The organism is Pseudomonas sp. PB103, from assembly GCF_009764635.1.
Taxonomy (GTDB): Bacteria; Pseudomonadota; Gammaproteobacteria; order Pseudomonadales; family Pseudomonadaceae; genus Aquipseudomonas.
This window is the reverse complement of record NZ_RWIL01000158.1, coordinates 1-14,480: the sequence shown is the minus strand read 5'-3', so window position 1 is coordinate 14,480 and position 14,480 is coordinate 1. Positions and strand designations below refer to the sequence as shown.

The window sequence follows — 14,480 nt, the reverse complement described above, 5'->3', positions numbered from 1 at the left end:
TGCGATCTTTTGATCTTGACCTTTTAGAATCAAAAGATCGCAGCCTTCGGCAGCTCCTACAAGGGATCCATGGCGTCAGGCGGTCACGGTTTGCTCTATCAAGTGGCCGTTCTCGATACGGACATGCCTTGGATGAAATCGTTTCAAACTGCTGCGATGGCCTACGCTGACAATGCTCAGGCCCGGCAACTGATCGATCAGCGCCTGATACAGGGTCGCCTCGTCTTCCTCATCCATCGCCGACGTGGCTTCGTCCATGTATAGCCATTGCGGCGCATAAAGCATGGCGCGGGCGAAAGCCAAGCGCTGTTGCTCACCCGGCGAGAGCATGCGCTGCCAGTGATTGGCTTCATCCAGACGCTTGACCAGATGCGGCAGACGGCAGATTTCCAGCACCTGGGCATAACGCTCCGGTGCATAGGTATCGCCGGGTTGTGGATAACTCAACGCCTCGCGCAACGTGCCGATAGGCAGATACGGTTTTTGCGGCAGAAACAGATAACGCGCCGCCGGCAAACGAATATTGCCGTGCCCCGCTGGCCATAGATGTCCCATCGCCCGCAGCAGGGTTGACTTGCCACTGCCGGAACGACCACTGAGCATGACACGCTCACCCGGCTCGACGGTCATGTCGGCGCTGGTCAACAGATGACGGCCGTCGGCCAGGTCGAGGCCAAGGTTGTGCACCTTCAATTCACTGCCCTGATTCTGCACATCGATGGCCGGCACGCGCTGCTCGTTGTCGGTCATCGCCTGACGGAAACTCAGCAGACGATCGCAGGTGGCGCGCCACGAGGCCAGCTCTTGATAGGCGCTGATGAACCAGCTGAAACTCTCCTGAACGTTGCCGAATGCGGAGCTGATCTGCATCAGTTCACCGAGTTCGATCTTGCCGGTGAAGTACCGCGGTGCCGCAACGATAAACGGGAAGATCACGGCTGCCTGGCTGTAGCCGGCGGTAAAGAAGGTCAGTCGCTTGGACACTTTCATGATGTCCCAGAAGTTGTGCCAGACCAGACCGAAACGGCTGCTCAGGCGGCGGTTCTCGTTCGGCTCGCCGTTGTACAACGCGATGCTCTCGGCATTCTCACGAATTCGCACCATGGAGAAACGCAGGTCAGCTTCGAAACGTTGTTGTCTGTTGTTCAGGCCGATCAGGCGCCGACCGATCAAATGCGTCAGCCAACTACCCACCCCTGCATAAATCAGCACACACCAGAACATGTAGCCGGGAATCGTTACCCCGAACACCTCGATGCTGCCCGATACGCCCCAGAGGATGATCGAAAAAGACACCAGACTGACGACATTGCTCAGCAAGCCAATACCCAGGCTCAAGGTGGTGGCGGTGAATTTGTTGAGGTCTTCGGAAATCCGCTGGTCCGGGTTATCGGTGTAACCGCCCTGCTCCAGCTGGTAGTAATTCTTGTCGGCAAGCCAACGGGAAAAATGCTTTTCAGTGAGCCACGCCCGCCAGCGAATCGTCAGCATCTGGGTCAGATACAGCCTGTACACGGCACCAACAATCGCCACGGCCGCAATGCCGCAAAAATACAGAATCAAACGCCAGAACGCCGCCTCATCCTTCTTTTGCAGTGCGTTGTAGAAATCCTTGTACCAGGTGTTGAACCACACCGAGATGCCCACGCTCAGCAGCGAGAGTGCGATCACCGCAATCAGCAGCGTCCAGGCCTTGCCCTTCTCTTCACTGCGCCAGTACGGCGTGATGATCGCCCACACCTTGCGAAAAAACTGCCCGCGCACAACATCGTTGACCGCGGAATATTCAGCGTTCTGATTCATGGATAAGGCTCGATATAGAAAAGAACAGACACGCACCGATCATAGTAGATCGGTGCGTTTTATCGCGAGGGTGGGACAGGCTCATTCAGGGAATGTTCAGAATCGGAGGAGTTTTGGCCGTGCAGACAATGCCCATACCGTTCGTCACGACTGTCAGAGTTGACAGTAGAGTGGGGAGATTCTGGCTGATCAACTGCATTAGCCTCCTGCGAGCGACTTCGCTGTGATCAGGAGAACAGAGCAGCCCCCCTGACATCGAAAGGAATTGATCATGACTGAGACAAAAAATCCACTCAATGCTCCAGCCAGCGAATCCATTGAGAATGGCAAACTGTCTATCAGTAAGCTCGGCGCATCGGGAGCCAAGTTCAGATTCTGGTCCGACAATCCCGAAGTTCACATCGGAAATGCCTGGATTGGTGAGGCCTCCGAACCCAAAATCGAACAGAAACCCGGTAAACCGAATGAGTTCATTCTCACAGTTTCAAAGCCGACCGTGGAAAGTTGGTTAGGGCTGGATCTCTACGCGCAATGCAACGCGACTCTGCACGACACCGATCTCACTTCGCCAAAAACGTTCTTTACCGTTGTAAGTTGAATCCAGGGCGCTACCCGAGCTGTCGGGTAGCGCCTATTTATTCAGTCCTACTCGATCTTGCCAAAAATCTCTCAGCGACGAACCGGGCGCTTCTGCAGTTTGCGCTGCAGGGTACGGCGGTGCATGCCCAGGGCGCGGGCAGTGGCGGAGATGTTGCCTTCGTGTTCGGTGAGTACGCGCTGAATGTGCTCCCACTGCAGGCGATCGACCGACATCGGGTTTTCCGGCACCAGACTGTCCAGGTCAGCGTGCTCGGAGAGCAGCGCGGCCAGTACGTCGTCGGCGTCGGCTGGTTTGCACAGGTAGTTGCAGGCACCGCGCTTGATCGCCTCGACGGCGGTGGCAATGCTCGAATAACCGGTGAGGATCACCACGCGCATTTCCGGGTCCAGCTCCAGCAGCTTGGGCAGCAGCACCAGACCGGAGTCGCCGTCCATTTTCAGGTCGAGCGCAGCGTAATCAGGCAGATCGGCCTGGGCGATGGTCAGGCCTTCTTCGGCCGAACCTGCGGTGCTGACGCGAAAGCCACGACGAGCCATGGCGCGCGCCATCACTCGGGTGAACGTTGCGTCGTCGTCGACCAGCAGCAAATGCGGCAGTTCTTCGCCTTCGACTTGGATTTCGTCACTCATGTTGGTCTCCTCGGGCGCCATGGGGCAGGCGCAGCTCGGTGAGCGTGCCGCCTTCCTCATGACTATAGAGTTTCACTGAGCCGCCGGCGCGTGTCACGCTGGCCTTGCTCAAAAACAGGCCCAGGCCGAAACCTTTGCCCTTGGTGGTAAAAAATGGTTTGCCGATCTGCTCGGCGATGGCCAGCGGCACACCGGCACCGTGGTCACGAATACTGATGGTCACGGTTTCCGCGTCCCAGTCCAGGGTCACTTTGAGATTTTCCGGGCAGGCATCGGCGGCGTTGTTGAGCAGATTCAACAGCGCCTGAGTCAGATCCGGCGGCGGCGCCATGCGCGGCACAGTGCCTTGGCCGAGACGGTGGAAGCGATAACTGGCTTCCGGGCGCATCAAGTGCCAGCGGTTGAGTGCTTCATCGAGCCAGTCGGTGACGTCCTGCATCTCGACGGCCAGACGTCGATTGGCTTCGGCGGCGCGGACCAATTGCTGCAAGGTTTCCTTGCACAGTTTGACCTGGTCCTGCAGCACCTTCAGATCGTCCTGCAACAGCGGGTCGGGATGATCCTGCTGCATCTCCTTGAGCAACACGCTCATGGTCGCCAGCGGTGTACCGAGTTCATGCGCAGCGCCAGCAGCCTGGGTGGCGACGGCCAGCAATTGCTGATCGCGCAGACCTTCTTCGCGGCGGATCGCGCGTAACTCTTCCTGACGGCGCAGCTCTTCGGCCATGCGCGCGGCGAAGAACGTGATCACCGCAGCGGCCAGCGCAAAGCTCAGCCACATGCCGTAGATCTGCAGGTTCTCGCGGGCCACCGGCAAGGTTTCCAACGGATAGAAACGCGTCAGCATCACCGTGTACAGCGCCAGCGCGATGCCCGACAGGATCACCGAATAACGCCACGGCAGCGTCACGGCGGCGATGGTCAGCGGCACCAGATAATAGGAAACGAATGGGTTGGTCGAGCCGCCGGAGAAATACAGCAGCGCACTGTGGATCACCAGGTCGCAGGCCAGTTGCAGGGCGTATTCAAGCTCGGTCACCGGCCACGAGGTGCGCAAGCGCACGGCAGTGAACACACAGAGCAGAATCGAACAGCCAAGGGTCATCGCCAGTTGCACCCACGGCAACGGCAACAGCTGCAGCCAGTAGGCCAGGCCTACGGAACCTGCCTGCGCGGCGAGCACCAGCGTGCGGATGAAAGTCAGCCGCCAGAGGTTCTGGCGAGTGGCGGAAGTCAGTTGTACGGGGGCGAGCATGAGCTCTCCTGATGAGCGCTCCAGGCGGATCGCACGGAGTATAACCAAGCCGCGCCCTTCAGAGGCGAAAGTGCGGCAAACGACCACATGGCGACGATGGAGATTTCATCTGAGTTGAAAAAAATTCCGGGGCTACCGGAGATCAATTGTGGCGAGGGGATTTATCCCCGCTGGGTGGCGGAGCCGCCCCAAATCATGCGACCTCATTTAACCAGACATACCGCGTCAGCCGGATTTGCGACTGCTGCGCAGCCGAACGGGGATAAATCCCCTCGCCACAAAAACTTTCTCGACTTGGGATCAGCGGTGAGCCGGGGTATCTGTATAGAAGTTGTAACTGGGCGAACCGGATCATAAAAGCTAGAGTCTGATGGTTTCACGCAGGCCCCCGAACCATCACCTGCGCCCTCATCAAGGAGCTTTCATGCACACATTTCGCCGCAGCGCCGCCCTTCTCGCCCTGACCGTCGGCAGCGTCGCCAGCCTTCCGGCGCTGGCCGCCGATGAGCTGCACTACAATCAGATCTCCCTGCGCGCCGAAGTCAGCACGGAAGTCGCCCGCGACCAGATGATCGTCACCCTCTACACCGAAGAACAAAACACCGACCCGGCCAAACTCGCCGCCGACGTCAGCACCACCATGAACAAGGCCCTGGCCCAGGCCAAGCAAGTCAAAGACATCACCCTGCGCCAGGGCAGCCGCAACAGCTACCCGATCTACGACACCAAGGGCCAGAAGATCACCGGCTGGCGCGAGCGCGCCGAATTGCGCCTGGAAAGCTCCGACTTCGCCGCCCTGTCCAAACTCACTGGCGAACTGTTGGGTGACCTGAAAATGGGTGGCATGGACTTCGCCATCGCCGACGCGACCCGCAAAACCAGTGAAGACCAACTGCTGAAAGAAGCTGTCAGCGCCTTCAAGGCCCGCGCCCAACTGGCCACCGACGCCCTGGGCGGCAAGGGCTACAAAATCGTCAACCTGAACCTCAACAGCAACGGTTACCCACAACCGTACCTGCGCGCACCGATGATGAAAGCGGCGGCGATGGATTCGGCGCCAGTGACGCCGGAAGTCGAAGCGGGCACCAGCCAGGTGAGCATGACGGCTGATGGCTCGATTGAAGTGTTGATGCAGTGATTTGATGTGGGCTGAATGAAAGACCGGCGATCAGTGAATGGTCGCCGGTTTTTTTGTGCCCGAATTTTGGGGGGAATGATTTGCCGCCATCGCTGGCAAGCCAGCTCCCACAGGTTCTGTAGTGTTTTGAAAATTGCATACAACCCTGTGGGAGCGGGCTTGCCCGCGATGAACGATAACGAGGTATCCCGACCAATCAGGTCTGCGGATCCACCCGATCCAGCGCCCGGTTCACGGCAAGCTCCGCCAGCATCACAATCTGCTGAATCGCCAGCGCCGTGCTGCGTTGCGGGCGGCCGAGCTGATCAGCGAAATCGCCTGCCATGACATTCGCCGAAGCGAGTGATTCGCAGGCATGCGCAAGCAGACTTTCCGTGTCGATGTTCGGATGGACAAGGAACATCGTGCTGGGCAGACGCGGTTTACTGGGTTCGGGGCTGAGGTAGAAGTCGAGGGCGCGTTTTATCGCTTCGCGGTTTTTGATCTGATCGTCGGCGCGGATGGCGTCTTCGAGCGGGGTTGTGGATTCGAGGGGTGGATCGGGAACTGGCTTATTCATTGGAAACCCTATTTTTGCAAATGAGGGCCATCCCTTGCCGTTTCTCACGCGGCGAAGTGGGTGGCAGCTATGTGCGGGGTGAGAAACCGGAAAAATAGGAAACCGGCCAGACCGAAGTCTGCCCGCACACAGCCGCCATAGCGCATTTGCAGACAGCGAATAAGCTGGCGGCAATTATGCGGATACGGGAACCGAATCACTAATTTTTCCCGGGTTCTCACACCCGTCCGCTGATCATTCAGCGACACCCAGAGCCTAGAGAGCCCACGTCCGACGGACAACCTGAAAACCTTGTGGGAAGGTTCCCCAATTTCACAACACTTTTAAACACCCCACCCCTGTAGGAGCTGCCGAAGGCTGCGATCTTTTGACGTTGATCATTCAACACCAGAAGCAAAATCAAAAGATCGCAGCCTGCGGCAGCTCCTACAGAGGTAAGTGCCAATATTGGGTTGGCTGTCAGACCGTCTTCGCGAGCAAGCTTTGCTCCTACAAAAGCAAAATCAAAAGATCGCAGCCTGCGGCAGCTCCTACATGAAACTCGCGGCGCAGCCGCACCACTCGCAGGATGAGCGCAAGCTCGGCTGCAGCTCTTGATCTTGATCCACAGGCGACGTCGGAAGGCTGAGTGGAGGGATTGATCCGGGGGCGGGAGCGCAGCGACCGTTTGGCGCAGCCAAACACAGCGAGAGGAGGTGCAGCGAAGCAAACCGTAGGCGCTGCCCCCCGGATCGATCCCGGAGCGAAGGAACCCCGAGCTTTAGCGAGCGGGCCGCACGTAGGAGCAAGCCTTTTTGGTTACTTTTTTCTGGGCCGGCATTCCGGGCGTCTGGAAAAAGTGACCCGCCGTAAGGGCGGAACCCTAAGCGGCCGTTACCGCAGCAACGGATATGTACCCGAAAAAGCCCCTACATATACCGAGATAGACACTCCAACAGGAAAAACGATATTTCCGAAGCCCCTCAAATCCCCGCTACCCTAAAAAAACCACCACCTCCAATCTCCCCGGGGACTCCATGCCAAGATCCACCCTAAAACCGCTCCTGATCTCCCTGGCCCTGGCCACAACCGCCCCGCTGGCAAACGCCGCCACAACCCTGGTCTACTGCTCCGAAGCCAGCCCGGCCGGCTTCGACCCCAGCCAATACACCAGCGGCACCGACTTCGATGCCTCCGCCGAAACCGTCTTCAACCGCCTCACCCAATTCCAGCGCGGCGGCACCGACATCGAACCCGGCCTGGCAACAAAATGGGACGTCTCCCCGGACGGCCTGCAATACACCTTCCACCTGCGCCAAAACGTAAAATTCCACACCACCGACTACTTCAAACCCACCCGCGACTTCAACGCCGACGACGTCCTCTTCACCTTCCAGCGCCTGCTCGACCCGGACAACGCCTTCCGCAAGGCCTACCCGGCCGAATCCCCGTACTTCACCGACATGGGCCTGAACACCACAATCAAATCGGTCGAAAAACTCGATGACCAGACCGTGCGCTTCAACCTCAACAACGTCGACGCCGCGTTCGTGCAAAACCTCGCCATGAGCTTCGCCTCGGTGCAATCGGCCGAATACGCCGCCCAACTGCTGAAGGAAGGCAAAGCCGCCGACCTCAACCAGAAACCCATCGGCACCGGCCCGTTCGTGTTCAAGCGCTACCAGAAGGATTCACAAATCCGCTACACCGCCAACCAGGCCTACTGGAAACCCGAAGACGTGAAGATCGACAACCTGATCTTCTCGATCACCCCGGACGCCGCCGTACGCCTGCAAAAACTCAAGGCCGGCGAATGCCAGGTCAGCGGCTATCCACGCCCGGCCGACATCGAAGTGATGGAAAAAGACCCGAACCTGCGCGTGCTCAAGCAAGCTGGATTCAACCTCGGCTTCCTCGCCTACAACACCACCCACGCCCCCCTCGACCAGCTCAAAGTGCGGCAGGCGCTGGACATGGCCATCGACAAACCGGCGATCATCAAAGCCGTCTACCAGAGTGCCGGCCAGCTGGCGCAAAACGCGTTGCCGCCGGCGCAATGGTCATATGACCCGAATATCAAGGACGCCCCTTACGATCCAGTCAAAGCGCGGGTGCTACTTAAAGAAGCAGGGGTTGCACCGGGTACAACCATCAACCTCTGGGCAATGACGGTGCAGCGCGCCTCGAACCCGAATGCGCGGATGTCAGCGCAGATGATCCAGCAGGACTGGGAGAAAATCGGTATCAAGGCCAACATCGTCAGCTATGAATGGGGCGAGTACATCAAGCGTGCAAAAAATGGCGAACACGACGCGATGATCTATGGTTGGACCGGTGACAACGGTGACCCCGACGACTGGCTCGGCGTGCTCTACAGCTGCGCGGCGGTGAAAGGCAGCAACTACGCCAAATGGTGCGACCCGGCCTACGACAAGCTGGTGCAGCAGGCCAAAGTCTCCACCGACAAGACGCAGCGGGTAAAACTGTATCAACAGGCCCAGTTGATTCTTAAACAGCAGGTGCCGATCACCCCGATCGCCAACTCCACGGTGTTCCAGCCACTGCGCAAGGAAGTTACTGACTTCCGGATCAGCCCGTTCGGTCTAACCCCCTTCTACGGTGTGGGTATAAATAAGTAACACCAAGCCCCAACGCGGCGCGCACAACGTGACCGGCGCACCGTTTTGGGGCTTCGTTTGCACCGTAAAAACCACGCGCAAACGGTCAAATGCGTCAAAAGTTATACAGATGCGACATTAAGGTACGTACGTGCCACCGTTTAACGCTCGCTCACACTCTGGATCTTGCAATGGGTATGGCCCCTGCATAAGTATCCGCAGGCACGACTCACGAGGTCGTACCTCACAACTAAAAAATGACAACAAATCATGAGGCCAACATGCTTAAACACGCGGTCATTCCGTTTCTAGTCGGCGCAGGCTTGTTAGCCTCCGCACCTTTCGCATCCGCTGCGACTAACCTGGTGTTCTGCTCCGAAGGCAGCCCGGCCGGTTTCGACCCGGGCCAGTACACCACCGGAACCGACTTCGACGCCTCAGCTGAAACCATGTTCAACCGTCTGACCCAGTTTGAGCGCGGCGGCACCGCCGTGATTCCTGGTCTGGCGACCAAGTGGGACATTTCCGATGATGGCCTGACGTACACCTTCCACCTGCGCGAAGGCGTCAAGTTCCACACTACCCCGTATTTCAAGCCGACTCGTGAGTTCAACGCCGACGACGTGCTGTTCACCTTCAATCGCATGATTAACAAGGATGACCCGTTCCGTAAGGCGTACCCGACCGAATTCCCGTACTTCACCGACATGGGGATGGACACCAACATCACCAAGATCGATAAAGTCGACGACCACACCGTCAAGTTCACCCTGAAAGAAGTCGACGCCGCGTTCATCCAGAACATGGCCATGAGCTTCGCTTCCGTGCAGTCCGCCGAGTACGCGGCCCAGCTGCTCAAGGAAGGCAAAGCTGCCGACATCAACCAGAAGCCGATCGGCACTGGTCCGTTCGTGTTCAAGAGCTACCAGAAAGACTCCAACATCCGTTACACCGGCAACAAGGATTACTGGAAGCCGGATGACGTGAAGATCGACAACCTGATCTTCGCCATCACCACCGACCCGTCGGTACGTATTCAGAAGCTGAAAAAGAACGAGTGCCAGGTCACCCTGTTCCCGCGTCCGGCCGACCTCAAAGCGCTGAAAGAAGACAAGTCCCTGAAGATGCCTGATCAGGCTGGCTTCAACCTCGGCTACATCGCCTACAACGTGATGGACAAGGTCAAGGACAGCAACGAGCCAAACCCGCTGGCTGACCTTCGCGTACGTCAGGCGCTGGACATGGCCGTGAACAAGCCACAGATCATCGATTCGGTTTACCAGGGCGCGGGCCAACTGGCCGTCAACGCCATGCCGCCAACCCAGTGGTCTTACGACACCACCATCAAAGATGCCAAGTACGACCCTGAGAAAGCCAAGCAGCTGCTCAAGGAAGCTGGCGTCAAGGAAGGTACCGAGATCGTTCTGTGGGCGATGCCGGTTCAGCGTCCATACAACCCGAACGCCAAACTGATGGCCGAAATGCTCCAGTCCGACTGGGCCAAGATCGGCTTGAAAGTGAAGATCACCAGCTACGAGTGGGGCGAGTACATCAAGCGCTCCAAAGGTGGCGAGAACCAGGCCATGCTCATTGGCTGGAGCGGTGACAATGGTGATCCGGACAACTGGCTGAACGTGCTGTTCGGCTGCGACTCGCTCAGCGGCAACAACTTCTCCAAGTGGTGCGACAAGAAGTTCGACGGCCTCGTCAAAGAAGCCAAGCGCACAACCGACCAAGGCAAGCGCACCGAACTGTACAAAGAGGCACAACACGTCCTCAAAGATGCAGTCCCGATGACACCTATCGCTCACTCGACGGTGTACCAACCCATGCGCGCCAACGTGCAGGATTTCAAGATCAGCCCATTCGGCTTGAACTCCTTCTACGGCGTCAGCGTCAGCAAATAAGGCATCACAGCGGCGACGTTCATGACGTCGCCGCTGTTTTACCTGCCGGGAAGTTAGGAATTTTCTTACAGCCAATTCCACTGCGGGTGACTGCAACGGTCTAGGCGCGTCGACTTTTCCTACGAGGTTTTCAGGCTTTTACGCATTTACTGCCAGTCCCGCGGCCCCTACCGTCGGGTTCTGACCAGTGCCTGCGTGGGCCAACGGTTTGCTGTACGTATTGGATTGAGCTCAATGCGACCACAACGTTTCAGGACGAGACGCGGCGCATTGCACAACACTAAAAAAAAGAGGGAGCGTCATGCGCCATACCTTGGTTTTTTCCGCATTGCTGGGCGCCGGTCTGTTGGCCGTCTCGTCCGCCAGTTTCGCCGCCAGCAAAAGCCTGGTGTTCTGTTCCGAAGGCAGCCCGGCGGGTTTTGATACCGCGCAATACACCACCGCGACCGACAACGACGCCGCCGAACCGATCTACAACCGTCTGGTCGAGTTCGAAAAAGGCGCAACCAATGTCGTCCCGGGTCTGGCAACCAAGTGGGACATTTCCGAGGACGGTCTCAAGTACACCTTTCACCTGCGTGAAGGTGTGAAATTTCATACAACGCCGTACTTCAAGCCGACCCGCGACTTCAACGCGGACGACGTGTTGTTCACGTTTAATCGCATGCTTGATCCACAGCAGCCATTCCGCAAGGCCTATCCCACCGAGTTCCCGTATTTCAACGGGATGAGCCTGAACAAGAACATCGCCAAGGTCGAAAAGACCGGGCCGCTGACCGTGGAGTTCACGCTCAACAGCGTCGATGCCGCGTTCATCCAGAACCTCGCCATGAGCTTCGCCGCCGTTCTGTCCGCCGAATACGCCGACAAACTGCTGGCCGATGGCAAACCGAGCGACATCAACCAGAAGCCGATCGGCACCGGGCCGTTCGTGTTCAAGAGTTATCAGAAAGACTCGAACATCCGCTTCACCGGCAACAAGCAGTACTGGGACCCGAGCCGGGTCAAACTCGACAACCTGATCTTCGCCATCAACACCGACGCTTCGGTGCGCGTGCAGAAGCTCAAGGCCGGCGAGTGCCAGATCACTCTGCATCCGCGCCCCGCCGATGTTGAAGCGTTGAAGAACGATCCAAAACTGCAACTGATCTCCAAGCCGGGTTTCAACCTCGGCTACATCGCCTACAACGTCCGGCACAAACCTTTCGACCAGCTCGAAGTGCGCCAGGCGCTGGACATGGCGGTGAATAAACAGGGGATTCTCAACGCGGTTTATCAAGGCGCCGGTCAACTGGCCGTCAACGCCATGCCACCGACCCAGTGGTCCTACGACGACACCATCAAAGACGCCGCCTACAACCCGGAAAAAGCCAAAGAGCTGCTCAAGGCTGCGGGCGTCAAGGAAGGCACGGAAATCACCCTGTGGGCGATGCCGGTGCAGCGTCCGTATAACCCGAACGCCAAGTTGATGGCCGAAATGCTTCAGGCGGACTGGGCCAAGATCGGTCTGAAAGTGAAGATCGTCAGCTATGAATGGGGCGAGTACATCAAGCGCACCAAGAATGGCGAGCACGACATCAGCCTGATCGGCTGGACCGGTGACAATGGTGATCCGGACAATTGGCTGGGCACGCTGTACAGCTGCGACGCCATTGGCGGCAACAACTATTCCATGTGGTGCGATCCGGCTTACGACAAGCTGATCAAAGAGGCCAAGGTCGTTACCGACCGTGACCAGCGCACCGTGCTCTATAAACAGGCCCAGCAATTGCTTAAACAGCAAGTGCCGATCACGCCTGTCGCTCACTCGACGGTCAACCAGCCGCTGAGCACGAAAATCGAAGGGTTCAAAGTCAGCCCGTTCGGTCGCAACGTTTTCTCGGGTGTCAGTATCGATTAAACCAACCGATTAGCCGCAACGCAGAGGGGGCTGTCTACCCCCTCACGCAAGCGCTTTGCCGAAATTCGCCCATCCGGCCTTCTGCAAACGTTTGCGATGTGTGAATGAGTTCTAAACCAATAACCGGCCAACCCAAAAAAGCCGGCATAAAAAGAAAGTAAAGGAGCTTCACCCATGAAACTGAGCAACACTGCGATACTGGCCCTGGCCATCAGCAGCATCACCGCCGGGGCCCATGCTGAAAGCGTCAGCCAGGACTTCATTCCGACGCAACTGGCCAGCACCAGCGCCCAGTCCGAAGCCAAGGGTTTCATCGATGGCCAGAGCCTGTCGGGTTCGACCCGTAACTGGTACGCCAACGAAGACAAACAGCGCGGCGGCACTTTCAGCTATGAACGCCACGGCGAAACCCTGACCGGCTCGCGCCGGATCAACTGGGTTCAGGGCACCATACTCAACTACACCTCGGGCTTCACCCAAGGCACCGTGGGGATCAGCACCGAAGTCGCGGCTTACAACGCCATCGCACTGGATCGCAGCCGCGAAGACATCAAGGGCGGCTCCAACCGCACCCTCGCCCACTCCAACGGCGACGCCGTCGATCAATGGAGCAAACTGGGTCTGGCCAACGTCAAGGCGCGTATCTCCAACACCACCCTGACCGCCGGCCGCATGAACTTCAGCAGCCCGATCGTCGACGTCATCGGCAACCGTCCGCTGCCTTCGAGTTTCGAGGGTGTGGCGATCCACAGTGAAGAATTCGACAACCTGTCATTCGACCTCGCCACCTTCGACCGCGTGTCGCCACGTACCGAGCAGAGCCTGTCGAAATTCCGCACCGAATACAGCAACACCGGTGTCGAAACCGACCACGTCAACACCGCAGGCGTGAACTATCAGCCGCTCAAGAGCCTGAAAACCAGCCTCTACGCGACCCAGGCTGAAGATTTCTGGAACCAGTACTACTTCGGCGCCACCCACGAACTGGGTGACAGCTCGGTACTGAGCCTGACCACCGGCCTGAACTACTACAAGACCGTCGACGAAGGCAAAAAGTTGATGGGTGAGATCGACAACGACACCTACTCGCTGTCGTTCGGTCTGACTCACCAGGCACACACCCTGACCTTCTCGTACCAGGAAGTGAACGGTAACGAGTACTTCGACTACCTGCACGAAACCAACGGCATCTACCTGGCCAACTCCCTGCTGTCGGACTTCAACGGACCGAACGAGAAATCCTTCCAGATCGCCTACGGCATCAACATGGCCGAGTACGGCATTCCGGGCCTGAAGTTCAACGCCTACAGCGCTCGCGGCTGGGGCATCGACGGTACTCACTACGTCGGTACCGCTTATGACGTGCGCAGCATGGACGGCGAACACCATTACGAATACGGCATCGGCTCTTCGTACGCCGTGCAGAGCGGCCCGCTCAAGGCCACCACTATCCGCGCGACCTACACCACCCACCGCGCCAGCGAAAACCAGGCTGACGGCAGCATCAACGAGTTCCGTCTCGTGACCACTATCCCGTTCAACATCCTGTAAAAACGCCAACCGTCGGCTGACTCATGAAGAGTCGGCCGTGCGGTTTTTTGTCTTCAACCGATTGCAGAGGGTTATCGATGAAAATGCTTCCCCTACGTGCGGCCATCGCTGCCGCCTTGCTGAGTGCCGCCCTGGGCGTCTCGGCCAAACCCTTGGTGGTCTGCACCGAAGCCAGCCCGGAAGGCTTCGATATGGTCCAGTACACAACTGCAGTCACTGCCGATGCGGTGGCCGAAACCATCTTCAATCGTCTGGTCGACTTCAAGCCCGGCACCACGGAGATCGTACCGGCGCTGGCAGACACCTGGGACATCAGTGAAGACGGCCTGACCTACACGTTCCACCTGCGCAAAGGTGTCAAGTTTCACACCACCGAATATTTCAAGCCGACCCGCGACATGAACGCCGACGACGTGGTCTGGAGCTTCCAGCGTCAGCTGGACCCGAATCACCCGTGGCACAAACTGTCGAGCGTAGGCTTCCCGTACTTTGAAAGCATGGGCTTCAAGGAACTGCTCAAAAGCGTCGAAAAAGTCGACG

At 58.0% G+C, this 14,480-nt stretch carries 11 protein-coding genes; 7 read left to right on the top strand and 4 right to left on the bottom strand.

Annotation, left to right across the window (positions count from 1 at the left end):
• Nucleotides 1-75: 75 nt before the first annotated feature.
• Complete coding sequence (locus EJA70_RS27990; RefSeq protein WP_158835410.1) at nucleotides 76-1,803, bottom strand: ABC transporter ATP-binding protein/permease; 1,728 nt, start codon at nucleotides 1,801-1,803, stop codon at nucleotides 76-78.
• 271 nt (nucleotides 1,804-2,074) lie between these two features.
• Here EJA70_RS27990 and EJA70_RS27985 point away from each other — a divergent pair, with 271 nt between their 5' ends.
• The gene (locus EJA70_RS27985) at nucleotides 2,075-2,401 is read left to right on the top strand and encodes a hypothetical protein (protein WP_158835406.1); all 327 of its coding nucleotides are present in this window, start codon (nucleotides 2,075-2,077) and stop codon (nucleotides 2,399-2,401) included.
• Nucleotides 2,402-2,472: 71 nt separating this feature from the next.
• On the opposite strand, the gene EJA70_RS27980 is transcribed toward EJA70_RS27985, so the two are convergent.
• A complete protein-coding gene (locus tag EJA70_RS27980) occupies nucleotides 2,473-3,033 on the bottom strand; it encodes a response regulator transcription factor (protein WP_003221630.1) in 561 nt (186 codons plus the stop codon).
• The gene (locus EJA70_RS27975; protein WP_008086607.1) at nucleotides 3,026-4,288 is read right to left on the bottom strand and encodes an ATP-binding protein; all 1,263 of its coding nucleotides are present in this window, start codon (nucleotides 4,286-4,288) and stop codon (nucleotides 3,026-3,028) included. The genes EJA70_RS27980 and EJA70_RS27975 overlap by 8 nt, the downstream gene beginning before the upstream one ends.
• Before the next feature lie 424 nt (nucleotides 4,289-4,712).
• On the opposite strand from EJA70_RS27975, the gene EJA70_RS27970 reads away from it, so the two are divergent.
• On the top strand, nucleotides 4,713-5,426 hold the full coding sequence (locus EJA70_RS27970) for an SIMPL domain-containing protein (RefSeq protein WP_158835403.1): 714 nt from the start codon (nucleotides 4,713-4,715) through the stop codon (nucleotides 5,424-5,426).
• 196 nt (nucleotides 5,427-5,622) lie between these two features.
• Here EJA70_RS27970 and EJA70_RS27965 read toward each other — a convergent pair whose 3' ends face one another.
• Complete coding sequence (locus EJA70_RS27965) at nucleotides 5,623-5,985, bottom strand: DUF6124 family protein (protein WP_158835401.1); 363 nt, start codon at nucleotides 5,983-5,985, stop codon at nucleotides 5,623-5,625.
• A gap of 1,016 nt (nucleotides 5,986-7,001) precedes the next feature.
• Here EJA70_RS27965 and EJA70_RS27960 point away from each other — a divergent pair.
• From EJA70_RS27960 to EJA70_RS27940, 5 genes are all read left to right on the top strand, one after another.
• Nucleotides 7,002-8,603 carry an ABC transporter substrate-binding protein gene (locus EJA70_RS27960; protein WP_158835398.1) on the top strand — a complete coding sequence of 534 codons (1,602 nt, stop codon included), beginning with the start codon at nucleotides 7,002-7,004 and terminating at the stop codon, nucleotides 8,601-8,603.
• A 260-nt stretch (nucleotides 8,604-8,863) separates the two neighbouring features.
• Nucleotides 8,864-10,489, top strand: coding sequence for an ABC transporter substrate-binding protein (locus EJA70_RS27955; RefSeq protein WP_008085281.1), 1,626 nt, complete (start codon nucleotides 8,864-8,866; stop codon nucleotides 10,487-10,489).
• A gap of 301 nt (nucleotides 10,490-10,790) precedes the next feature.
• Entirely contained in the window at nucleotides 10,791-12,389 is a 1,599-nt protein-coding gene (locus tag EJA70_RS27950; RefSeq protein WP_008085279.1) for an ABC transporter substrate-binding protein, read from the top strand.
• A 174-nt stretch (nucleotides 12,390-12,563) separates the two neighbouring features.
• Nucleotides 12,564-13,940, top strand: a complete 1,377-nt coding sequence (locus EJA70_RS27945; protein WP_008085277.1) for an OprD family porin — start codon at nucleotides 12,564-12,566, stop codon at nucleotides 13,938-13,940.
• A gap of 77 nt (nucleotides 13,941-14,017) precedes the next feature.
• A partial coding sequence (locus EJA70_RS27940; RefSeq protein ID WP_256677754.1) for an ABC transporter substrate-binding protein occupies nucleotides 14,018-14,480 on the top strand: 463 nt, incomplete at its 3' end.

Bases quoted from the DNA above. Each gene is read 5' to 3' on its own strand.
- EJA70_RS27990 (WP_158835410.1), bottom strand. From the start codon at position 1,803: ATGAATCAGAACGCTGAATATTCCGCGGTCAACGATGTTGTGCGCGGG.
- EJA70_RS27985 (WP_158835406.1), top strand. From the start codon at position 2,075: ATGACTGAGACAAAAAATCCACTCAATGCTCCAGCCAGCGAATCCATT.
- EJA70_RS27980 (WP_003221630.1), bottom strand. From the start codon at position 3,033: ATGAGTGACGAAATCCAAGTCGAAGGCGAAGAACTGCCGCATTTGCTG.
- EJA70_RS27975 (WP_008086607.1), bottom strand. From the start codon at position 4,288: ATGCTCGCCCCCGTACAACTGACTTCCGCCACTCGCCAGAACCTCTGG.
- EJA70_RS27970 (WP_158835403.1), top strand. From the start codon at position 4,713: ATGCACACATTTCGCCGCAGCGCCGCCCTTCTCGCCCTGACCGTCGGC.
- EJA70_RS27965 (WP_158835401.1), bottom strand. From the start codon at position 5,985: ATGAATAAGCCAGTTCCCGATCCACCCCTCGAATCCACAACCCCGCTC.
- EJA70_RS27960 (WP_158835398.1), top strand. From the start codon at position 7,002: ATGCCAAGATCCACCCTAAAACCGCTCCTGATCTCCCTGGCCCTGGCC.
- EJA70_RS27955 (WP_008085281.1), top strand. From the start codon at position 8,864: ATGCTTAAACACGCGGTCATTCCGTTTCTAGTCGGCGCAGGCTTGTTA.
- EJA70_RS27950 (WP_008085279.1), top strand. From the start codon at position 10,791: ATGCGCCATACCTTGGTTTTTTCCGCATTGCTGGGCGCCGGTCTGTTG.
- EJA70_RS27945 (WP_008085277.1), top strand. From the start codon at position 12,564: ATGAAACTGAGCAACACTGCGATACTGGCCCTGGCCATCAGCAGCATC.